At 37.8% G+C, this 22,759-nt stretch carries 18 protein-coding genes; 11 read left to right on the top strand and 7 right to left on the bottom strand.

Translation table 11 applies throughout. From position 1 onward, the window contains the following. Positions 1–5 precede the first annotated feature (5 nt). The 3 genes from recO (at position 6) to acpS (ending at position 1,927) form a co-directional block, all read left to right on the top strand. A complete protein-coding gene (recO, locus tag CUB63_RS06885; protein WP_006533564.1) occupies positions 6–743 on the top strand; it encodes a DNA repair protein RecO in 738 nt (245 codons plus the stop codon). A gap of 72 nt (positions 744–815) precedes the next feature. Then, entirely contained in the window at positions 816–1,547 is a 732-nt protein-coding gene (gene pdxJ / locus CUB63_RS06880; RefSeq protein WP_006533563.1) for a pyridoxine 5'-phosphate synthase, read from the top strand. Then, entirely contained in the window at positions 1,547–1,927 is a 381-nt protein-coding gene (gene acpS / locus CUB63_RS06875) for a holo-ACP synthase (RefSeq protein WP_072063257.1), read from the top strand. The genes pdxJ and acpS overlap by 1 nt, the downstream gene beginning before the upstream one ends. A 40-nt stretch (positions 1,928–1,967) precedes the next feature. Here the strand turns inward: acpS and CUB63_RS06870 are convergent, their stop codons facing one another. Then, the gene (locus CUB63_RS06870) at positions 1,968–2,228 is read right to left on the bottom strand and encodes a YfhL family 4Fe-4S dicluster ferredoxin (RefSeq protein WP_072063256.1); all 261 of its coding nucleotides are present in this window, start codon (positions 2,226–2,228) and stop codon (positions 1,968–1,970) included. A 354-nt stretch (positions 2,229–2,582) separates the two neighbouring features. Between CUB63_RS06870 and tadA the strand changes: the two genes are divergently transcribed. Beyond that, the gene (gene tadA, locus CUB63_RS06865) at positions 2,583–3,113 is read left to right on the top strand and encodes a tRNA adenosine(34) deaminase TadA (RefSeq protein WP_006533484.1); all 531 of its coding nucleotides are present in this window, start codon (positions 2,583–2,585) and stop codon (positions 3,111–3,113) included. An 8-nt stretch (positions 3,114–3,121) separates the two neighbouring features. Here tadA and CUB63_RS06860 read toward each other — a convergent pair whose 3' ends face one another. From CUB63_RS06860 to mltF, 6 genes are all read right to left on the bottom strand, one after another. Continuing rightward, positions 3,122–3,670 carry a fimbrial protein gene (locus CUB63_RS06860; protein ID WP_109847738.1) on the bottom strand — a complete coding sequence of 183 codons (549 nt, stop codon included), beginning with the start codon at positions 3,668–3,670 and terminating at the stop codon, positions 3,122–3,124. Beyond that, positions 3,670–4,674, bottom strand: coding sequence for a fimbrial protein (locus CUB63_RS06855; protein WP_229096611.1), 1,005 nt, complete (start codon positions 4,672–4,674; stop codon positions 3,670–3,672). Before CUB63_RS06855 ends, CUB63_RS06860 begins: the two co-directional genes overlap by 1 nt. Before the next feature lie 94 nt (positions 4,675–4,768). Then, positions 4,769–5,533, bottom strand: a complete 765-nt coding sequence (locus CUB63_RS06850; protein WP_072063254.1) for a fimbrial biogenesis chaperone — start codon at positions 5,531–5,533, stop codon at positions 4,769–4,771. Positions 5,534–5,563: 30 nt separating this feature from the next. Then, a complete protein-coding gene (locus CUB63_RS06845) occupies positions 5,564–8,050 on the bottom strand; it encodes a fimbria/pilus outer membrane usher protein (protein WP_109847737.1) in 2,487 nt (828 codons plus the stop codon). A 174-nt stretch (positions 8,051–8,224) separates the two neighbouring features. Next, a complete protein-coding gene (locus CUB63_RS06840; protein WP_006533475.1) occupies positions 8,225–8,773 on the bottom strand; it encodes a fimbrial protein in 549 nt (182 codons plus the stop codon). A gap of 807 nt (positions 8,774–9,580) precedes the next feature. Beyond that, on the bottom strand, positions 9,581–11,041 hold the full coding sequence (mltF, locus tag CUB63_RS06835; protein ID WP_006533474.1) for a membrane-bound lytic murein transglycosylase MltF: 1,461 nt from the start codon (positions 11,039–11,041) through the stop codon (positions 9,581–9,583). 264 nt (positions 11,042–11,305) lie between these two features. On the opposite strand from mltF, the gene purL reads away from it, so the two are divergent. From purL to CUB63_RS06800, 7 genes are all read left to right on the top strand, one after another. After that, a complete protein-coding gene (purL, locus tag CUB63_RS06830) occupies positions 11,306–15,196 on the top strand; it encodes a phosphoribosylformylglycinamidine synthase (protein WP_109847736.1) in 3,891 nt (1,296 codons plus the stop codon). A 691-nt stretch (positions 15,197–15,887) separates the two neighbouring features. Beyond that, positions 15,888–17,336, top strand: a complete 1,449-nt coding sequence (locus CUB63_RS06825) for a sensor histidine kinase (protein ID WP_072063251.1) — start codon at positions 15,888–15,890, stop codon at positions 17,334–17,336. Next, positions 17,336–18,391 carry a two-component system QseEF-associated lipoprotein QseG gene (gene qseG, locus CUB63_RS06820; protein WP_229096562.1) on the top strand — a complete coding sequence of 352 codons (1,056 nt, stop codon included), beginning with the start codon at positions 17,336–17,338 and terminating at the stop codon, positions 18,389–18,391. The genes CUB63_RS06825 and qseG overlap by 1 nt, the downstream gene beginning before the upstream one ends. Before the next feature lie 11 nt (positions 18,392–18,402). Next, a complete protein-coding gene (gene glrR, locus CUB63_RS06815) occupies positions 18,403–19,740 on the top strand; it encodes a two-component system response regulator GlrR (RefSeq protein ID WP_072063249.1) in 1,338 nt (445 codons plus the stop codon). A 73-nt stretch (positions 19,741–19,813) separates the two neighbouring features. Continuing rightward, positions 19,814–21,430: an NAD+ synthase gene (locus CUB63_RS06810; protein ID WP_072063248.1), complete on the top strand. Its 1,617-nt coding sequence runs from the start codon at positions 19,814–19,816 to the stop codon at positions 21,428–21,430. 15 nt (positions 21,431–21,445) lie between these two features. Next, entirely contained in the window at positions 21,446–21,784 is a 339-nt protein-coding gene (glnB, locus tag CUB63_RS06805) for a nitrogen regulatory protein P-II (RefSeq protein WP_006533462.1), read from the top strand. Between the two features lie 260 nt (positions 21,785–22,044). Then, the gene (locus tag CUB63_RS06800; RefSeq protein WP_109847735.1) at positions 22,045–22,692 is read left to right on the top strand and encodes a hypothetical protein; all 648 of its coding nucleotides are present in this window, start codon (positions 22,045–22,047) and stop codon (positions 22,690–22,692) included. Positions 22,693–22,759: the final 67 nt, after the last annotated feature.

Raw genomic sequence — 22,759 nt, 5'->3', positions numbered from 1 at the left:
CTAAAGTGGATGGCTGGCAACGTGCATTCGTTATCCATGCTCGACCTTACAGTGAAACAAGTTTATTACTCGATTTTTTCACTGAAAATGAAGGGCGAGTACGCATCTTGTCAAAAGGTGCGCGAGGCCGTCGTTCACCCTTAAAAGGGGCGCTACAACCTTTTACTCCTCTGCTCATTCGTTGGAGTGGGCGAGGAGAAATAAAAACACTTCGTGATGCTGAACCTATCTCTTTAGCATTACCACTGACAGGCTCTGTACTATACAGTGGCTTGTATCTTAATGAGTTATTGTCTCGGGTTTTAGAAAATGGTACGTCTTACAGTGTACTTTTTTTTGAATACCTCTCCTGCTTGCAAATTCTTGCTGCTAGCGAAACCACACCCGAAGCCGCACTAAGACGCTTTGAACTTGCGTTATTAACACAGCTTGGCTATGGCTTAGATTTTCTGCATTGTGCCGGAAGTGGAGAGCCTGTTTCCGATTCAATGACCTATCGTTATCGGGAAGAAAAAGGTTTTATTGCGAGTTTAGTGGTTGATCATAATAGTTTTACTGGATTTGAATTAAAATCCTTAGCTAGTCGAGAATTTCCTACTGTTGAAACATTAAAAGCGGCAAAAAGGTTTACTCGAATGGCATTGAAGCCTTACTTAGGCGGAAAACCATTAAAAAGTAGAGAACTTTTTAGACAATTTGCCATTAAAAAATCCCCAAAGGAAAAAGCATTGAAGGCAGAATAGTAATATTGTCTTTTTCTTCTCAATGGAATGTGTAAACTAAGGTAATGCAACGTTATTTTTCAGGAGAAGAGCATGTCTGATATTCTACTTGGTGTTAATATTGACCATATCGCCACCCTTCGTAATGCCCGAGGCACAACGTATCCCGATCCTGTTCAAGCGGCTTTTATTGCAGAACAAGCTGGTGCTGATGGTATTACTATTCATTTACGTGAAGATAGACGTCATATCACTGATCGCGATTTAATGCTGATAAGCCAAACAGTGCAGACAAGATTAAATCTGGAAATGGCAGTCACTGAAGAGATGATCGAGATAGCTTGTCAAACTCAGCCCGATTTTTGCTGTTTAGTACCTGAAAAACGCCAAGAAGTGACAACAGAAGGTGGTTTAGATGTTGTTGGCAATGAAGCAAAAGTTGCTGATGCCATTAAACGCTTATCTTTAGCAGGTATCAAAGTTTCTCTGTTTATTGATCCTGACCATGAACAAATTAATGCAGCCGACCGTGTTGGCGCGCCTTTTATTGAGATCCACACTGGTGCTTATGCTGACGCTGAAGATGAAATGGCTCAAGAAAAAGAGTTTATGCGTATACGTGATGCAGTGACTTATGCCGCATCTAAAGGCTTAAAAGTGAATGCAGGACATGGCTTGCATTACCACAATGTACAACGTATTGCTGCATTACCTGAACTTTATGAACTGAATATTGGCCATGCAATTATTGGTAGAGCCGTATTTAGTGGATTAGCACCAGCGGTTGAAGAAATGAAACGCTTAATGCGAGAAGCGCGTCGTTAATGGCTATTGTTGGCTTAGGTATGGATATCGTCGAGATATCACGCATTGAAGATATTATAGGGCGTTCTGGTGAACGCCTTGCTCGTCGCATCCTTACTGAAACGGAATGGGAAATCTATCAAACCCATAAACAGCCAATTCGCTTTTTAGCTAAGCGGTTTGCAGTAAAAGAGGCTGCGGCAAAAGCATTAGGAACAGGTATCCGTTTAGGATTGGCTTTTAATCATTTTGAAGTGCGTAATGATGAGTTAGGTAAACCCACATTGCATTTTTTAGCAGTTGCAAAAGAGATGGCAGAGAAAGCGGGGATAAATTCTGTTCACGTAACACTTGCTGATGAACAGCGTTATGCTTGTGCGACAGTTATTTTAGAAAAATAGCTCTCTTAGATTTATCACCCACAAAATCATCGATTAAGATTTAGATCTTATCTGCGTGGTGGATCAACACAAATTTTTCCCATAATTCATCTTGAGATTCAATATGAGTAGGATCAGTGATGATCGTATTGGTAATCGGACAAACCGATTGGCAAGTTGGTTTATCGTAATGTCCTACACATTCAGTGCAAAGATCAGGATTAATTTCATAAATATCATCCCCCATTGAAATAGCATCATTTGGGCACTCTGGTTCACACATATCACAGTTGATGCATTTCTTTGTAATTAGTAAAGCCATATCAGTCACTTAATATATAAATTATTAAATTTCAGTAACTTATATCTTGCACTTATATGTTACCATCTATCAGTTTTGTGTTGCTATATCCAATAAAGTAGTGCTTTATCATTCAAATAGGGATATCGCCTAAATTTTCTTGCTTAGTGAGAGATAAGCAAAGGAAGATAAGATTACCATTTCTAGGGCATTTCCTAAAGTAACATCATTCAAATGACCTATCAGATTATGTGAAGAAGAAACTAAAAGTTAATCTTCACGATATTTGTCATAAACAATTCAAGACAATCTCTTTAGTTATCAATAGAAAACAGGGTACAATATCCCGCTATATGATAATGAAGAGATATCCTTGTGAATAAAGTTAAAGATGATATTTATTGGATGCATAAAGCGATTGAGCAAGCGCACAAAGCACAAGAGATAGGCGAAATTCCGGTGGGTGCGGTATTAGTCGTTGATAATAAAATCATTGCTAAAGGGTGGAATCATTCAATTATCGATAACGATCCTACAGCACATGCAGAGATTATGGCATTACGCAAAGGTGGGAAGCATTTGCAAAATTATCGTCTCCTCGATGCTACTCTCTATATTACTCTCGAACCTTGTGTGATGTGTGCTGGCGCGATTGTACATAGCCGTGTAAAACGCGTGGTTTATGGCGCCTCAGATTTAAAAACAGGTGCAGCGGGCTCATTTATTGATATCTTACAGCATCCCGGCATGAACCATAAAGTTGAGATAACTTCAGGTGTATTAGGTGAAGAGTGTTCACAGCTTTTAAGCCAATTTTTTAAGATGAGAAGGGCTGAAAAGAAACAACTTAAAAAGCAAAATAATAGTCCTGTTTTAGCAAATACAGAGCAAGCAACAAAAGAATAGATATCTGTTTACTGATAATTAAGGGTATAGGTTGCTTGTGCTTGGAAAGGGCCTGTTAACAATGTTTGATTTTTCAGCGCAGAGGGTGATGCTTCAACATATGTCATAAAATTAAACTGAATACGTTTATTATTAAGAAGTTGAGTTGAGCTCGGTTTTTTTAATTGAATTATATTGCGTTGCATATCAGTAAATACAATCCCAATACTTTTAGGATCTTCAGATCCTGTACCAACAACAGCAAGATGATTCGACATAGTCGGATGCTCTTTCCCATCAAGTGTAATTGTGACACTTTTATAAATGTCTTGGCTGCAATTTTCTAAACTAATACTAAAAGCAACGGGTTCACTTTTTTGAAAGGTATAGAGATCTTTGGCGGATATCTGCTTAAAATCGATTACTTTATTTTCATCACCAGCAACTATGGTACAACCATGTGCAACCACAACGCCTTTAAATTCCATATCACCGCCAATCAGCTCTGTAGCAGCAAAGGCAGAAGGTGATAGTAATAATAAAAGAGAAATAGCAGATTTTATTATTGGAGTTCCCATTACATAAACTCCGCAACTAATGTGGCATGTGCTGAAAACTCGCCTTCTGTAATTTTGCTACCTGTTTTTGCAATGGGAGCCGCAGTAACTTCCCAATTACCTTTAAAATTATTCAGCTTCCCGACAGAAAAATATTGATTAGGTGGCACAATCGCTCCTGATTTGTCTCTTAAAACAATCCCCAAATTTGTCCTATCTACAGGTCCTGTGGTACCAAGATAATTAGGATTAAAACTAGCGATACCTGAGCTTCCTGTTTGAATTTTAAACATAATTCGACTGTTAGGATTAGTAAAACTACCACCTTCACATTTTATTGGAATATTGCGTGTGATCTTGTAGTTTTGGCCATTCAAATAGTCAGAAGTATTACCAACATTGCCAAAATCAAAGGTAATTGGGGAACCGTTATTAAAGATACATTTATCTTCAGTTGTGATGATCCCTGATGTAATAATCAGTTTAGATATAGGTTCGTTACCATATTCTGTCGGCTTGTTTCTGTAGCTTACCATGGCATACATTTGTGCAAGAGATTGACCATTTAAGCTTACTCCGTTAATAATCGGTTTTCTTAAACGGAAAGTAAGTTCTCCACTGCTACCTGATGCGATATGAGGTTTGGGAGAATTAGGTCTTGTACAACCTTGCAGATTATTTCTTTTGTTTTCTTTATTTTCAAAAGGGACTGTAGGGAGAGGATCTGGACCCCAAATTTCAAATTTAATACGAACATCTACGTATTCATTTAATTGATAAAAATTGCCACCAACAGGAATTAAGTCGGTTGTTGCTTTAAAGTAAGTTAATGCTCTTTTATCAATATTTGTGCTAGGGCAATGTACCGTACCATCATAGCGATCTGGCAAGGAAAATCTAACCGTCGTTGTTTCACCTGCTCGATTATTAGGGAACGTTGTGTTATCTAATGCAGCATAAAAAATATTAGGTCCGCCATTGGTTGTTACCTCCCCTTGTAGATAAGCCATAGCTGAAATTGGCATTAATGAGAAAATGCCGGTAAAAAATAGCATTACTGATTTGGAATGAATGTTTTTTTTATTTAATTGCATTTTATTCCTACCGGCGTCAAGTTAATTAATATTTTGGTTGTTGGTCTTTCGGTGCTGCTTTACAGCTATTTTGTTGGCAAACAAATTTTAATTCTGGATGCCCACCGTAATCATTTACATACATCATGTAAAATTGATTGACGTTACTCGTTTTAACTGGAATTTCCAGTGATGATTTAGGCGCAACCATTAAACCAGGAAAAGTGGTTAACTTATCGCTATCTTCACCATTCAATTTATTAGAAAGCCCAATAATTGTGATGTAGTAAGGTGTTGGGTTTTCGGCAATAAATTGATTACCTTGTTTTTTAAATACTAATTGGTCTTGCCAAATCATGCCCGGTTTTTCAGGAATAATAGCAGTTGGGCGGTAGAATAATTTAATGCGAGACTGCATTGCCATTTGCAACACATTCGCTTGTTTTGGTGCCGGAGGAATTTCACGAACATTTAAATAAAACAATGATTCTCTATCTTGTGGCAAAAGCCCAATTTCTGCTGTTTTGGTAATTCTGACAACACCTTTTTGGTCACCATCAAGACGCTGTAAGGGCGGTAACGCCACTAAAGGAGATGCGATTTTTTGTCCGTGTTCATTTTCAACCCATGATTGCGCTAAAAAAGGAATATCAGGGCTAGTATTTTTTAAGTTTACACTCGCTGAGTTTTCGTTGCCCATAAGCACAACGCGAGTTCTATCTAATGACACGCCCGCTTGAGTCGTACTCACTATGCTGAGTGCAATTAATGAGCCACAAAAAAGCGTTTTGAGTGTGTTGAATGAGTTCATACAATTATCTCTAGTAATTCATTTTGTTCATTAAAGTCCCTGACATAATAATGATTCACGTTTTAGTGGATCGTTAATTACGGCTGGAATTGTAATCGTACACTGGGTTTTACCACCCCAAATCACGTTTAATGATTCATTAAGGTTAACACCGGCGATATAAACTAAACCATCTTCCATTACCATTCCCATATTTTCACCGTTTTTATTGGTAATTTCGGCACCAAATGGTGGGTATGCTTGATCGACAGTTCGTAAGATAGCCATTAGGCGTTCACCTTGTCGAACAGGAAATTTATAGTAGCCAATCGCACCTTCAGTTAACGTTGCAGATGTAATGGCTTTGTGTGTTTCAATATCTGAATCCATTTTATCAACATCAATACGAGCATCAACATTGTTATAACTGGTTAAGTCAGTTAATACTCCAATACCAAATAGGTTGGTTGTTGTGCTTTGATTATTAAATGGAACACCTGCAACGCCATCTGTATCAACCATCATTCGAGCTGTACTCGATGTCATGCTGCTACTATGTAATGCAGCACCTTGACGAGTAGCTGTAAATCCGCCTTTTACTGTTGCACCTACAGCAACATAGTTATCTTGTTGATAGCTTGCATTGGCATTAATTTCTGCATATTGCGAGCGGTATTGATAATAACCATCAGTATTCGCTTTATTATCTGAGCTTAAACCAGCTCGGATACGCCATAGATTATTATAATTGCTATTATCAGAATAAGAGGCCATTTGGTTCACTTTTCCGTTACTGTTTTGCAAGCTATAACCAAGGCTTTTGCTACTTCCTAATGGAACTGAAATATTGAAAGAAATACTGTCATCAGTATTTCCTTTATGCTGAGTACGAAATGCTGATAAATTAGTATTAATCTGTTCTATACCCATAATAGAAAAATTGCGACTTACCGTAACACCATATTGTTCTTGTGTATTTTTATCCCAATAGTTTTGGTGTCGATAAGATAGATAAAGTGTTGTCGATTTTTCAATATCATCAGCCCAAAAAGTTTTGTTACCTGTAATGGTATACATCTCTTTTTCATAACCATTGTTATTAATATTGTTATAACGCTCATCTATATATTGAGAGAAAGAGCGGAATGTTTTCTCTGAAAAACGGTAACCAGCAAAAGTAATCGTACTATGGTACTCATCGAATGTTTTAGCGTAGTTCAGTTTGAAAGACATCCCGTTGATATTCTCATTATCATAGGTTTTGCTATAAGATTGAGTAATATCACCTGAAAGGGTACCTAAACGCCCCATATCGTGACCTAAGCCTAATGACCACGCATTGTAATCTTTAACCGTTAATAAAACTCCGCCATACAGTGACCATGTGTTGTTCATACCCCATGAAAAATCGCCTTGATAAAAAACAGGCCCCTGCATTTTATGGTTGTTGAGTGATGACTGACCGATTGATGTGTTATAGCGCACTGAACCTGGGCGAGTCATATAAGGTAGATTGGCTGTTTGTACTTGGAATTCGTTTACTTTACCGTTTTGCTCTTCAACTCTGACATTTAATTGACCTTGTACCGTATCTTGTAAATGTTTAATAGCAAAAGGGCCCGCAGGTACGGTGGTTTCATAAATTAAGCGACCATTTTGCGTTACCGTTACTTTGGCATTAGTGTTTGCGATACCATGAATTTCAGGTGCATAACCTTGCAACGACGGGGGCAACATTCTTTCATCACTTTGTATATTGGCGCCTGTAAAACGAAAACTATCAAAAACTTGGGAGTTTAAGTAAGTTTCACCAAGCGTTAATTTTGCTGCTTGGTTAGGTAATGGTTTATATGCGTAAATCTGATTCCAATCAAAACTATTGTTTGATGAGTATTCAGATGAATAATTTCCTTGATATTCAGCACGTAATCGCCATTCACCAAGGTTAATCCCTGCTTGCCCATATCCTGTCAATGAATTGTTATTATTACCTTTATTAGGACGTGTCGATGTCCCTGTTAAGGTATAGTCAACTAATAGCCCAGATACACCCGGATCCCACAATTCAGGTGGCGTCCAATCCGTATCTTCATACTTCATTAGTGAGCGAGGTATAACAATATCGAGAACACCACCATCATTTTTGATAGAGATACCCGGTAATTGACTAATATCGAAACAATCTGGTGAGATTTCTTCGATAAATTTTTGATTTTCTTCGTTAACTGTTAATTTTTTTAGAAGAGTAGGGTCAATACAAGCGATGGAGTAATTGGGTTTCACTTCAACATAATTAATGTTTTGGCGAGGGAAATCACGGCCGTTTATACGGATATCTAAGTAGTACATACCCGGAATAATGTAATTAGAAGTTGCAAAACGAGATAAATCAACATTATCTCTGTCTTCGGCATCTAGCATATGAATGTTAAATTCCACAGAATCATCTTGCTCAGCTTGAGCGGAAAACGCTAAGCACAATAGCAAAATGGCACAAATGTTTTTCCATATTGTGCTGTGAAAAAAAGAAATTAACATGAATAAACGCCTAATTATTAATAAAATAAAAACCAATTAAATAATGAATATTTATTTAATTAATTTTTATTTTATTCTTATTAAATTGAAGTGTTTTATCAAATTTAACGCAGAGGAAATCCCCTGCGTTAATGCAGTAATTTATTATTTAATTAATTAAAATAAATAAAACGATTACTGATAATCAACTTGGAAGTTGATAACGGCTTGGAATTCACCAGGAGTTACAGTAGCGTCAGCTGATTCAGCTTGAACGTAAGCAACGAATGGGATTTTAGAAACGCCATTAACTAATTGTACAGGTGTTGTTGCTGTGTTCCATTTTACTGATTTGCTGCCAGCATCCATTAAACCGATACCTGCGCCAGAAGCTGAGCCAGATACGAAAGAAGCTAAGTCTTTATTTGTTGCATTAACAACGCTTGGTGTATAGCTAACAGTAGCTGTTTTTGCTACGGTAGTATCACAGTCTTGTAATTCGATATCTTTTTTAACGTTACCTGCTTTCTGCATATTTGCTAATGCAGAAGTTGGGATTTCACTAAAGTCAACAATAACAGGGCTTGAAGAAGCGGCTAATCCACAAGCTGAATTAACAATTTCACCTTTTAATTGAATTTCGCCTTTAGTTGCGCCAATTTTTGGTGCAGGAGTTTCAGCAGTTGCAACAGAATTAATACCAAATACTAAAGCAGCAGCTAAAGCAATTTTACTCAGTTTCATTATAAATAATCCCTTGAAGATCGTGCGTATTATTACTTGTAGAAAATAATATTAATGTCGGAATATAAAAATTGATTTGCATTATATTTCGAGTTATTTCGAATAATGACTGGTTTATATGATATCAACAAATGTGCTCTGTTTGATATAACGTTTTGTTGATTTCCTCAATTTTCATATTTAATCTCGCCTATTCCATATTAATAGAGTTTTGTATAGGTTTATTATTTTTATTACTCTCTTTATGGGTTAAAAAGTTTATCAGGCAGATAAATTTAATAGACAATATAATTAACATTATTTTAACTTTATAAAAGGTAAGGTTCTTAACATTAGGTTAAGAAAATTAATAAAAACAATTATAGATTATCATAATATATATAATTCAATAAGTTAGATGTTAATAAAGAAGTGGTTGAGTTAATTTTTGACGAAAAAAAAGTTTTTAACAAAATAATAATCATAAAATGAATAGTAACTAATGAGATAATTCCTACGTATTTAAGTTAATTTTTTCTTATATTTTACCTATTCTGATACTCTTAAAATGACTAGTTAGGTTATTTAAAATACAATTTACTCATTGGCTGAGTGTTTTTGCTAATGAGTGTTACATTTTTTAACACATGAGTTTTCCCTATTTTTGGGAAAAAAAACTTGAAAAAATGTAACAATTCTTAGTATTAAGAAAATATTAATTTAGGGATTGCTTTATGACAGGAAAGATTTTTCAATAGAGAAATGAAATAAATAAGCCTCTATAAAAGAGGCTATGCTGTTTAATTGGTTGTTTTTAAGTACAAAAAATTATTGATAAGCCATATCTTGAGTCAATGGTGAGCTTCCTTGTTCTTCATCATCCTCTTGATCTTTAGATAATATTTTATTTTTGCTCTCTTTGGCTTGAAGGTAACCAACAAGGCTGAGTTGATATCGTCGAATGTTTTCAACATAGCGATAAGCCTCATGCCCTCTGGCATAGCCATAAGGGAGATTTTCATAATATTTCTTTTGGCTAAGTAGAGGTAATCTTGATTTTACATCTAGCCAACTGTCAGGATCGGCATTTTGTTGCTCAGTAAGTCTTCTGGCATCAAGCATATGGCCAAATCCTATATTATATGCTGCTAATGCAAACCAAATTCTTTCATCTTCAGGGATAGAATCTGGTAAACGCGAAAGGAGATGCTTAAGATATTGCGCTCCACCTCGAACACTCTCTTCAGGATCAAGCCTATCAGTAACGCCCATACTTGATGCCGTGGGACGAGTTAACATCATTAATCCTCTTACTCCAGTTGGTGATGTAGCATGAGGGTCCCAATGTGATTCTTGCCATGCCATAGCTGCCAATAACCGCCAATCGAAAGTATCTGCATATTTTTCAAAAAGGGGCTGATAGTTTGGTAAAACAGAATCTATCGCCGTAATAAAAGAGATAGTATCGAAGTAATCAAACGAACCCACATGGCCAAAATACTTTTCTTCAAGTCTTGCTAACACATCTTCTTGAGATAATTGATTAAAGTAATCAAGCATCGCCGCATATAAGCTGTTATCTTCACTATCCGGCAAATACCATGTTAATGGTCGGCTTTCCGTGACTTCAAACCCTACGGCAACATTCGGATGAATGCGTTGTTGTACTGCAACACTGATTGAGTCTGCTAACACATAGGTTATTTTGCCTTCAGATAATGCTTCTAGCAGTTGTGAGGTTGTCTGATTATCTGATTCTTCCCATTCAAGCTCGGGATATTGCGTCTCTTTTAATGTTCGCAATAAACTTGCATGAGCAGAGCCAGCCGTGACAACAAGGCGCCCATCTAACGTATCAAAGCTACGTGGCCTCAATGTCCCTTTACGGTAAATGAGCTGTTGAGAAACTGAAAAGTAAGCAGGGCCACTGCGTGTCTTATCTAATCTCTCTTGATTATAAAGTAATCCGGCGGCGATAAAATCAGCTTTATTATTCTCCAGATCATCAAACATTTGGTTGATATTTGTCCGCATATTAACGACAAGTTTCACGCCTAAGTAGTCTGCAAAGCGTTTAACTAATTCATAATCGAAACCTACGGGGTCCTTTTTATCGTTCATCGTTATCAATGGTGAAGGTATCGTACTAATTCTTAACTCACCACGAGATAAAATCTTATTTATCTGCGCTTTTTGCCTATCTGGCCATGTAATATTCAATGCGATAATGGCCGCTGAAAAGAGCGCTATGATAACGATAACGAAATAGTTTATCCTTATATTATTCAATAGGTTGGTTCTCGTTAACGTTGTTTATTGTTGTGTGTAAAATCGTCATTTTAACATGGATAAATTTCCAGTAATCGAGCATTTTGCTTAACATATTGGCAAGACGCAACTTGATTACACCAATTAATCATTAAAACACTCTAAGTTAAATGCCGTTATTTTGTTCACGCAAACGGTTTCGTCTGGACGGTTATTCTATTATACTAGGCGAGTTTCCCCTGAATGATTGATCAGGCTAGCTGCTAAAAGAGAGAACTCAATACTATGGAAATCCTGCGTGGCTCCCCCGCTTTATCCGCGTTTCGTATTAATAAATTACTCACTCTATGTCAGGAAAATGCTCTTCCTGTACAAGGTATATACGCGGAATTTGTCCATTTCGCGAAAGTGGAAGGGCAGTTATCTGAAGATGACCAAATTAAATTACGTCAACTACTGCATTATGGGCCTTCATTAACAGAGCATGAGCCTGTTGGGGAAATGCGAGTTGTTACGCCTCGCCCAGGAACAATTTCACCTTGGTCTTCTAAAGCGACAGATATTGCACATAAGTGTGGTTTAGCCAAGGTTGTCCGAATTGAACGTGGTATCGCTTACTTTATTGAATGCGGTACGATGACAGACACTCAGTGGCAACAACTTTATGGTTTTATTCATGATCGAATGATGGAAACCATTTTCTTAAATTATCAAGATGTAAATGCACTTTTTGCCGAGCAAACGCCAGCACCACTAAAAACTATTGATGTTCTTGCAAGAGGCAAGGATGCACTGGTAAAAGCGAATATCGAAATGGGATTAGCGCTGGCAGATGATGAAGTTGATTACCTAGTCGATGCATTTAACCGCTTACAACGTAATCCAACTGATGTTGAGCTTTATATGTTTGCACAAGCCAACTCTGAACATTGTCGCCACAAAATATTTAATGCAGATTGGATAATTGATGGTAAAGCTCAAGATAAATCATTATTTAAAATGATTAAAAATACGTTTGAGCAAACGCCTGATTATGTCATGTCTGCTTATAAGGATAATGCTGCTGTAATGGAAGGCTCTGTGGCAGGGCGTTTTTATCCTGATGCTGAGAAAGGGCATTACCATTATCATCAAGAACCCGTACATATCTTGATGAAAGTGGAAACACATAACCACCCAACGGCGATTTCACCTTGGCCAGGGGCTGCAACAGGTTCTGGTGGTGAAATTCGAGATGAAGGTGCAACGGGGCGTGGTGCAAAACCTAAAGCGGGTCTAGTTGGATTTTCGGTTTCTAATTTACGTATTCCTGGATTTGAACAGCCTTGGGAAGAAGATTTTGGCAAACCAGAGCGAATTGTTAATGCATTAGATATTATGACCGAAGGCCCATTAGGTGGTGCAGCATTTAATAATGAGTTTGGTCGTCCGGCATTACTAGGCTATTTCAGAACTTATGAAGAACAAGTTAATAGTCACAATGGCGTTGAAATTCGCGGTTACCATAAACCAATCATGTTAGCAGGGGGAATTGGTAATATTCGTGAAGATCACGTACAAAAAGGTGAAATTACTGTTGGTGCTAAGTTGATTGTACTTGGTGGACCATCTATGAACATTGGCCTTGGTGGTGGTGCAGCTTCTTCTATGACATCAGGCCAATCTGATGCGGACTTAGATTTTGCTTCTGTTCAACGTGATAACCCAGAAATGGAACGTCGTTGTCAAGAAGTTATCGACCGTTGTTGGCAATTAGGTGACGATAACCCAATCTTATTTATTCATGACGTTGGTGCTGGTGGCCTTTCGAATGCAATGCCTGAATTAGTCAATGATGGGGGGCGTGGTGGTCGTTTTGAATTACGCGATGTTCTTAATGATGAACCGGGTATGAGCCCACTTGAGATCTGGTGTAATGAATCTCAAGAGCGTTATGTATTGGCGGTATCACCTGAAAAAATGCCTCTTTTTGATGCGTTATGCCAACGTGAGAGAGCACCTTATGCTGTAATTGGTGAAGCTACGCAAGAGCGTGAATTAGTATTAAACGATACACACTTTGATAATAAACCTATTGATATGCCATTGGACATATTATTAGGTAAAGCGCCTAAAATGTTACGTGATGTGAAATCACAAAAAACAGAAGGTGAGTATCTAGATCGTAAAGATATTGATTTAAAAGATGCCATATATCGTGTTCTTCATTTACCCGCTGTTGCTGAAAAAACCTTCTTAATTACCATTGGTGACCGTTCGGTAACGGGTATGGTTGCGCGAGATCAAATGGTTGGTCCTTGGCAAATTCCTGTTGCTAACTGTGCTGTTACCACAGCAACATTAGATAGCTATTATGGTGAAGCAATGTCGATCGGTGAACGCGCGCCAATCGCACTATTAGATTTTGCTGCATCTGCACGTATGGCTGTCGGCGAAGCGTTAACAAATATGGCGGGTTGTGATGTGGAAGCGCTTAATCGTATTAAACTTTCGGCTAACTGGATGTCGGCAGCAGGCCATCCTGGTGAAGATGCGGGTTTATATGATGCAGTGAAAGCCATTGGTGAAGAGTTATGTCCAGAGTTAGGCATTACTATTCCTGTGGGCAAAGATTCAATGTCAATGAAGACGCGTTGGCAAGATAAAGATGGGAAAACCAAAGAGGTTACTTCTCCATTATCTTTAGTTATCACGGCATTTTCTCGTGTTGAAGATGTGCGTAAAACAGTGACACCTGAATTATCAACACAAGCAGGAAATCGCCTATATCTAATTGATTTGGGAAATGGGCATAACGCATTAGGTGCGACGGCACTAGCACAAGTTTATCGTCAACTCGGCCAAAAAGCGGCAGATCTTCGTAATGTTGAGCAGTTAAAACAGTTCTTTAATGTAATGCAACAATTGGTTAATGAGCGCAAATTGTTGGCCTATCACGATCGTTCTGATGGTGGATTATTTGTCACTCTTGCAGAAATGGCATTCACAGGCCATTGTGGCTTACATGTTGATATCAGTGCGTATGATGAAGATATTTTAGCTGGACTCTTTAATGAAGAACTCGGTGGCGTGATCCAAATTAGTGCTGAACATCAAGAGGTTGTTGAAGCATTATTTGCTGAATATGGCTTATCGGATTGTTTACACTATTTAGGTCAAGCAACAGAAAATGACGCCATTATTATCCAAAGCCGTGAAACTGAAGTTTATAATGAAAAACGCAGTACCTTGCGTCTTTGGTGGGCAGAAACAACATGGCAAATGCAACGTTTACGCGATAACCCTGAGTGTGCAGATGAAGAGCATCAAGCAAAACAAGATCTCAACGATCCGGGGTTAAATGTGAATTTAACCTTTGATCCAAATGAAGATATTGCTGCACCTTATATTGCAACAGGAAGCCGTCCTCGTATTGCGGTATTAAGGGAGCAAGGCGTCAACTCTCATGTTGAAATGGCGGCGGCTTTTGACAGAGCGGGTTTTGATGCTATCGATGTTCATATGAGTGACTTACACTCCTCACGACGTTCACTTAGTGATTTTGATGTGCTGGTGGCGTGTGGTGGATTCTCTTACGGTGACGTATTAGGCGCGGGTGAAGGTTGGGCGAAGTCTATTTTATTTAACTCTCGCTTACGTGATGAATTTGCTCAATTCTTTGAACGCCAAGATACCTTATCCCTTGGGGTCTGTAATGGTTGCCAGATGATGTCAACATTATCAGAACTTATTCTGGGTGCAGATTTGTGGCCTCGTTTTGTGCGCAATCGTTCTGAGCGTTTTGAAGCACGTTTTAGTTTAGTGAAAGTGACAGAAAGTCCATCGTTATTACTGCAAGGTATGGTGGGTTCGCAAATGCCTATCGCAGTTTCTCATGGTGAAGGTTTTGCTGAATTCCGTGATGCAGAGCAATTAGCACAACTAGAAGCTCAAAATTTAGTGGGATTACGTTTTGTCGATCACTATGGTAATCCAACAGAACAATATCCATTAAACCCTAATGGCTCTGTAAAAGGGATCACTGCTGTTACGACAAAAGATGGTCGTTCAACCATTATGATGCCTCACCCAGAACGCGTGTTTAGAACAATTAGTAATTCTTGGCATCCAGATAACTGGGGCGAAGACAGCCCTTGGATGCGATTATTCCGTAATGCAAGAAAGCAATTTGATTAATCAAAAGTCATCTTGTCTTAGTGATAAACAAATAAAGCCTCTACATTGTTAGAGGCTTTATTTCATTGATAATAAAAGAATTATTTATTGTTGTGTAAAAACGACGACATTCACTATTTTATGTGTCTCCTTTTGGCGACATATATATTATTGAAATATAAGTAATTATAAAATTTAGGGTAACTCTGTCTGGATATGGAGACAGCTTGGTTGTTTTATAACTAGATAAAAAAGAGTTATACATAAAATATCAGAGGGTTGTTTTTATTTTTTGTTATTTTTCAATATATTAAACAATTACTTTGAAGGTTGGCACGCCTTGTGCATTATATAAATCAGTTGCTCATTCAACTTTTTATGTCGGTCCACAATAATGGGTGGGAACATACCACATAAGCCAGGAATGACGCCAGAGTAAGGTGCCTACCGTCCAACATCATGATACTCGTCTTCGGACCTTATCAAACACAGGGCGACACGTGGAGTGAGGCACCACCTTCATTCTCTTTTAGAGAAAAAAGAGATGAAATATTGACGAGCGGAATATCTCAATAAGATATTCCGCTCTCCCACTTCTAGAGCCTGTCGCATTTCCTCTATTGTGTTTGTTCTCTTGCCTGATTTTCCTAATGTCGGACTTTTTTCTTGTTATCAAGTCATGTAGCATCGCATTACTCTAATAGGTGTTGAGATGATTTCATTGAAAAAGTGGCGTATTTTTCCTCGTTCTTTAAGACAGCTCGTGATAATGGCATTTTGGATGGTGCTATTACCTTTACTTGTCCTTGCTTATCAAGCTTATCAAAGTCTCGATCAATTAAGTAATCAAGCAGCAATTACTAATAAAAATGCATTGGCCGATACTGAACGCAGTGAAGTTATGCGAAATTTAGCTATTGAGATGGAAGGAAACTATCGTCGTTATTGTGTTTTACGTGATAAGACTGATGATGATATGTACCAACAACGCTATCAGCAATACACCAAACTTTTCTCAACATTACAGCAAACCATAATTCCACTTTCTTCATCTAAAGAAGCCGACGTGCTTAATTCTTCACTTGAAAAGCTAAAGTCTATTCAGTGTGAAAGCAGTGAGCCTACGAAAGAGATGCAACAAGCTCTTGAGCAGTTCTCTTATGCCAATAATCGTATTGTTGTCTTAACCAAAGAGATTATTTTTAGTCGCGGTGAACAACTTCAAATGGCAATTGCTGAGAAAGGACGCTATTTCGGTTGGCAAAGCCTTATCGTTTTTGTTTTCAGCTTGATCCTCATCGCGCTATTTACTCGAATGATTATTGGTCCTGTTAAAGGGATTGAAAAGATGATCAACCGATTAGGTGAAGGTCGAACGCTTAGTAACAATTTGGATTCTTTTCAAGGACCGCGAGAACTGCGATCGTTAGCTCAACGCATTATTTGGTTAAGTGAACGATTAGCATGGCTTGAATCACAACGTCATGAGTTTTTACGTCATATTTCTCATGAGTTAAAAACGCCACTTGCTAGTATGCGGGAAGGTACTGAATTATTAGCCGATGAAGTTGCGGGTCCTTTAACGCTCGATCAAAAAGAAGTGGTTTCTATTCTTGATAATAGTAGTAAACAGTTACAGTTATTAATTGAACAACTACTTGATTATAATCGTAAACTTTCTGAGGTTCCTCAGCAAATTGAAGAGGTCGATTTAACTCATTTAGTGAATGATGTGGTATTAGCACACAGCTTACCTGCCAGAGCAAAAGAGATTAAAACGATAATTTCACTTAATCTGACAAAATGTCGAGCAGAAGCGACATTATTATCACGAGTTATCGACAATCTCTATTCGAATGCGGTGCACTATGGTGCCGAATCAGGTAATATCTGGATCTCTAGTTATCAAGTTGAACAGAAAATAGTTATTGATATAGCCAATAAAGGAACACCGATCCCTGAATCTGAACAAAAAATGATTTTTGAACCCTTTTTCCAAGGTTCTTTGCTACGTAAAGGGGCTGTCAAAGGAAGTGGTTTAGGTTTGAGTATTGCTCATGACTGTATCAAAAGAATGGAAGGTGAATTAAGTGTTGTTCCTTCTGACTATGCTGATGTCTGTTTTCGTATTGAATTACCGCTACTTTCTGAGATTAAATAATGCAAATCAGGTCACAAAAACAAGCATCTCCTCATCATGAATATAAAAAAATAAATAAGAAGATGCTTGGTATTGAATGGTTATTTATGGCCCCTGCATCAACTAGAAAAATCGCATTAAATTGGAAGCAATGTTTCTTGTTTATTATGCTTCCACTGGTTCTTTCAGGGTGTACACCAAAGTCGCTCACTAATACACTAGAGCCTGAGCAAGAAATTCCCGTTGTTAAACAAAAAACGATTGATTATCGTTGGGCTGAATGTAAAACCTTAAGCTCATTTTATGATGAAGGCATTAATAACGCACTTTATTGGTTACGTGTTATTGAATGTACAAACCGCATAATGACGACTGAAGCACAACGCCAAGCAAGCAATGTTATCATCACTGGTTGGGATGATGCATTTTATAAAAGTATTCTATTAGAACGTGCTGGAATGACGATTGCCGAACGTCGAACACAATTAGTGTTATTAGAAAGCTATAAATTACAATTTCCGAGTTCTATGCGGGTTCTATTATCGATATGGATTGAGAACCAAACACTCATTCTCTCTTTAGCTGAAGAAAAGAATCGCTATCGTCGTTTAACTACAGATACAGATAATAGAATTGATGCGCTAAGAAAAGAGAATAATGCGTTACAACATGAACTGAGTGTCACGCTGAAAAAGCTTGAGAGCCTTACCCAAATTGAACGACAGTTATCGAATAGAAAACAGAGTGGTTCTGTTGATTCGTTATCGCAAAATGAAGATTTAGCTGAGAGCGCAACTGCAACATCTGCGGAAACAGAAAAAGTGAATGCAGAGAAAACTACCACTGAAAAAACTGTTGTTGAAAAAACGACTGAAAAACCTGTTTCGACACAATCGATAACAGAGAAGCCAAAGGGTGAGGAAAAACAACCTTCTGCCACAGCGGTTAAACCAGAGCCTTCAAAACCAGAATCTACGAAAGCCGAATCAACGAAATCTGAGGCGGTAAAATCAGAACCAGTCAAAACTGATACTGACACGCAAAGCTCAAAACCGACTGAAGCAGGTTCTAAATAAGGAGAATGTGCATGGCTGGCCATAAATCAGCAAATCTTTTACTTGTCGATGACGATCCTGGGTTATTAAAGTTACTTGGCATGCGATTAACAAGTGAAGGTTTTCATATCTTCACCGCTGAAAGTGGACAAGAAGCACTAAAACTTCTCTTAAAAGAAAAAATAGATCTTGTTATTAGTGATCTCCGAATGGATGAAATGGATGGTATGGCGCTGTTTGCTGAAATACAACGCCAGCAACCAGGTATGCCTGTTATCATTCTTACCGCCCATGGCTCTATTCCTGATGCAGTGGCTGCAACGCAGCAAGGTGTATTTAGTTTTTTAACTAAACCCGTTGATAGAGATGCACTTTATAAAGCGATTGATGAAGCACTTGAGCTTGTGACTATTGTTTCAGATGAAGAGTGGTCAAAAGATATCGTGACACGTAGCCCGCAAATGCTACGTTTATTAGAGCAAGCAAAGTTAGTTGCACAATCTGATGTCAGTGTACTTATTAACGGTCAAAGTGGCACAGGTAAAGAAGTGCTTGCTCAAGCTATTCATCGTGCCAGTCCTAGAGCGAAAAAACCTTTTATTGCCATTAACTGTGGCGCCTTACCTGAGCAACTTCTAGAGTCTGAATTATTTGGCCATGCGAAAGGCGCTTTTACAGGAGCAGTGAGTAGTCGTGAAGGTCTATTTCAGGCAGCTGAAGGCGGCACATTATTTTTAGATGAAATTGGCGATATGCCAATGGCATTGCAAGTTAAGTTATTACGTGTTTTACAAGAGCGAAAAGTTCGTCCATTAGGCAGTAATCGCGATATTGATATTGATGTACGTATTCTTTCTGCAACGCATCGTGATTTACCTAAAGCGATGGAACGTAATGAATTTCGTGAAGATCTATTCTATCGTTTAAATGTGGTTAACTTACGTATACCGACATTAAGTGAGAGAGCAGAAGATATTCCCGTTCTTGCAAATCATCTACTACGTGAATCGGCTAAACGCCATAAGCCTTTTGTTCGAAGTTTTTCAACCGATGCGATGAAATGCTTAATGACAGCAAGTTGGCCGGGTAATGTGCGTCAATTGGTTAACGTTATTGAGCAATGTGTTGCGTTAACAACAGCACCTGTGATTAGTGAAGCGCTTGTCACACAGGCATTACAAGGTGAAAATACGGCACTGCCGACATTTGCAGAAGCTAGAGGACATTTTGAAATGACCTATTTGAGAAAACTTTTGCAAATGACAAAAGGCAATGTGACTCAAGCCGCGCGTATGGCTGGACGCAATCGAACAGAGTTTTATAAATTGTTATCTCGTCATGAGCTAGATGCGAATGATTTTAAGGAATAACCTTTTCAGATAACGAATATATTTTTAAACTAATTTTCCTTTTATGCGGAAGATAGCGGAGAGACTAATTTTTATGAGTCGTAAACTAAAACTCGCCATGGCTCAACTTAATTGGGTTGTTGGCGATATTGAAGGTAACTGCGAACGCATGTTATCTACCATTAAAGCACAAGAAGAGGCTGATTTGGTCATGTTCTCTGAGTTGGCTTTATGTGGTTACTCTCCTGAAGATCTGCTATTTCGTCCTGATTTCCAACAGCGTTGTGAAACACAACTTACGCGTTTAGAACAAGCAAGTAAAAAAACAGCGATTGTGGTTGGACATCCTTGGTGGCAAAACGGCAAAATTTACAACGCACTTTCATTTTTTTATAAAGGTGAATTGCAAGCGCGTTATTTCAAACAACAATTACCTAATTATGGTGTGTTTGATGAGAAGCGTTATTTCCAACAAGGAAATGAGCGCTGTGTGGTACCATTTAAGGGTTACCACTTAGGTTTATTAATATGTGAGGATATTTGGATCAATGAACCTATTGATGCATTAAAACAAGCGGGCGCTGATCTTGTTTTATCTATTAATGCATCACCTTATAACCGTGAAAAACCTCATGTACGTACACAGCTAATCAAAGAACATTGCCAAAGAACACACCTTCCCGTGATTTATCTTAACCAAATTGGTGGTCAAGATGAGTTGGTATTTGATGGTTGTTCAAAAGTATTTGATGAGCGCGGTGCTATTACCCATCGTTTAGCTGCATTTGATGAACAAACCACTATCGTTGAATTCGACGAGTTGAATATTATTCCGATGGTAGATCCTGCTCCGGAACTTTCACCTTTAGCACAAGTTTATCAAGCGTTAGTACTTGCAACGCGTGATTATGTAATTAAAAACGGCTTTAAAGGGGCAATTCTAGGCTTATCTGGTGGTATTGACTCTGGATTAACGGTTGCTATCGCAGCTGATGCCTTAGGCAAAGAGAGTGTTCAGGCCGTTATGATGCCATTCCGTTATACTTCAGAAATGAGTATTCATGACGCGAAAGAACAAGCAGATTTATTAGGTGTTGAGTTTGATACTGTTTCTATTGAACCGATGTTTGATGCTTTTATGGCTCAGCTTGCTCCTATGTTTAAAGATACTGCCGCAGATACCACAGAAGAAAATCTACAAGCACGTTGTCGTGCTGTTATTTTGATGGCAATGTCGAATAAACGCCGTCGTTTAGTGTTAACTACAAGCAATAAAAGTGAATCAGCAGTGGGATATTCTACATTGTATGGTGATATGGCGGGGGGTTTTGATGTACTAAAAGATGTCCCTAAAACGTTAGTTTTTGAGCTTTCTAAATATCGAAACACACTTTCACCCGCTATTCCTCAGCGTGTTATTGATAGACCACCATCAGCAGAACTTGCACCAGGACAAACAGACCAAGATAATTTACCTCCTTATGACATTCTGGATGCTATTCTTGAAGGCTATGTTGAGCAAGATAAATCTGTATCTGACTTAGTTGCAGCAGGATTTGATGAAGCAACCGTCCGTAAAGTGATAAAATTAGTCGATATTAATGAATATAAGCGACGTCAAGCCCCTGTCGGGCCACGTATTACAAGTCGTAATTTTGGTAAAGATCGCAGATACCCAATTACAAGCGGTTTTGGTCGCCACAACTGGTAATAGCAGGATAATACGATGAAAAAAATTGAAGCGATAATTAAGCCGTTTAAATTAGATGATGTAAGAGAAGCACTGGGTGAAGTGGGTATCACGGGAATGACCGTAACAGAAGTAAAAGGCTTTGGTCGCCAAAAAGGGCATACAGAGCTTTACCGCGGTGCCGAATACATGGTCGATTTTTTACCTAAAGTAAAGATTGAAATTGTTGTCTCTGATGAAATTGTTGAAACCTGTGTAGATACAATTATGACAACAGCACAAACAGGTAAAATTGGTGACGGTAAGATTTTTGTTTTTGATGTGAATCGTGTTATTCGTATTCGTACTGGCGAGCAAGACGAAGAGGCTATTTAATTAATTAACTTAAGCCAAATAATTTATTATTCATTTTTATTTAAGTCCGATATTTTTAATCAAGATATCGGGCTTTTTCTTTTTCTTGTACATAATTAATTTTTTAATGTTTTGCCTATAATGCTATTTATATCTTATACAAGTCTATTGATGATATAGAACAATTTATTTTACTATTTTTTGTGAATTTTAAGGCACAAAATGTTATTCAATAACTTTTAAGTAAAGTTATTATCATCAATATTAAAAATTATTAAGGTATGGGCAAAATAGTGTTTAATTATTTATTAAAGCGTCTCGCTTTATTTTTATGTGCAGCAGTATTAATCGCTATCACTACGGGATTTATTTTTCTTGATATTTTGGTTTTTGATAATGGTATTTCTGAAACGTCGGTAACTGAATTAGCCCAAGAAATTATCGTTGCTATTATTTGCTTATTCTTTTTTGTTAAAGTGTGCCAAAAAAGTGAACAACGGGGAGCATTCACGCTTATTATGGGGTTTTTCTTGTGTATTTTAATTCGTGAATTAGATGGTGTATTTGATCGGATTGCACACGGATCTTGGGTTTGGTTTGCTCTAACGGTAGCATTTGTTTCTATTGCCATTGCAATTAGAGAAGGCAAGAAAACATTAAAAGGCTTATTTCATTTTATTACTCATCCAAGCCATGGAATGTTAGTTGCTGGCCTGTTATGTATTTTATTGTTTTCTCGTTTATTTGGCATGGGAATACTTTGGCATAAATTATTAGGTGAAGATTACAACCGTGCCGTTAAAAATATGGTGGAAGAGGGAAGTGAGTTATTTGGTTATACACTCTGTTTAATTAGTGTTATTTGGTACGGTTTTTCTGCTAAAGAGCATGTAATTCCCGCAGCGATTGAAAATAAATATCGATCATAAAAAGGTAGTGAAATAACCTAAAAAAGCGCTGATAATATAATGCTACAGCGCTTTTTTATTTAATTTA

It is taken from the genome of Proteus penneri, from assembly GCF_003144535.1.
In the GTDB taxonomy this organism is placed as follows: domain Bacteria; phylum Pseudomonadota; class Gammaproteobacteria; order Enterobacterales; family Enterobacteriaceae; genus Proteus; species Proteus penneri.
The sequence above is the reverse complement of the archived record's forward strand: the minus strand, read 5'-3'. Positions and strand labels throughout refer to the sequence as shown.

What these genes read in the sequence shown, in the direction of transcription:
- pdxJ (WP_006533563.1), top strand. Translation starts at nt 816, where the DNA reads ATGTCTGATATTCTACTTGGTGTTAATATTGACCATATCGCCACCCTT.
- acpS (WP_072063257.1), top strand. Translation starts at nt 1,547, where the DNA reads ATGGCTATTGTTGGCTTAGGTATGGATATCGTCGAGATATCACGCATT.
- CUB63_RS06870 (WP_072063256.1), bottom strand. Translation starts at nt 2,228, where the DNA reads ATGGCTTTACTAATTACAAAGAAATGCATCAACTGTGATATGTGTGAA.
- CUB63_RS06860 (WP_109847738.1), bottom strand. Translation starts at nt 3,670, where the DNA reads ATGGGAACTCCAATAATAAAATCTGCTATTTCTCTTTTATTATTACTA.
- CUB63_RS06855 (WP_229096611.1), bottom strand. Translation starts at nt 4,674, where the DNA reads ATGCCAATTTCAGCTATGGCTTATCTACAAGGGGAGGTAACAACCAAT.
- CUB63_RS06850 (WP_072063254.1), bottom strand. Translation starts at nt 5,533, where the DNA reads ATGAACTCATTCAACACACTCAAAACGCTTTTTTGTGGCTCATTAATT.
- CUB63_RS06845 (WP_109847737.1), bottom strand. Translation starts at nt 8,050, where the DNA reads ATGTTAATTTCTTTTTTTCACAGCACAATATGGAAAAACATTTGTGCC.
- CUB63_RS06840 (WP_006533475.1), bottom strand. Translation starts at nt 8,773, where the DNA reads ATGAAACTGAGTAAAATTGCTTTAGCTGCTGCTTTAGTATTTGGTATT.
- purL (WP_109847736.1), top strand. Translation starts at nt 11,306, where the DNA reads ATGGAAATCCTGCGTGGCTCCCCCGCTTTATCCGCGTTTCGTATTAAT.
- CUB63_RS06825 (WP_072063251.1), top strand. Translation starts at nt 15,888, where the DNA reads ATGATTTCATTGAAAAAGTGGCGTATTTTTCCTCGTTCTTTAAGACAG.
- qseG (WP_229096562.1), top strand. Translation starts at nt 17,336, where the DNA reads ATGCAAATCAGGTCACAAAAACAAGCATCTCCTCATCATGAATATAAA.
- glrR (WP_072063249.1), top strand. Translation starts at nt 18,403, where the DNA reads ATGGCTGGCCATAAATCAGCAAATCTTTTACTTGTCGATGACGATCCT.
- CUB63_RS06810 (WP_072063248.1), top strand. Translation starts at nt 19,814, where the DNA reads ATGAGTCGTAAACTAAAACTCGCCATGGCTCAACTTAATTGGGTTGTT.
- glnB (WP_006533462.1), top strand. Translation starts at nt 21,446, where the DNA reads ATGAAAAAAATTGAAGCGATAATTAAGCCGTTTAAATTAGATGATGTA.
- CUB63_RS06800 (WP_109847735.1), top strand. Translation starts at nt 22,045, where the DNA reads ATGGGCAAAATAGTGTTTAATTATTTATTAAAGCGTCTCGCTTTATTT.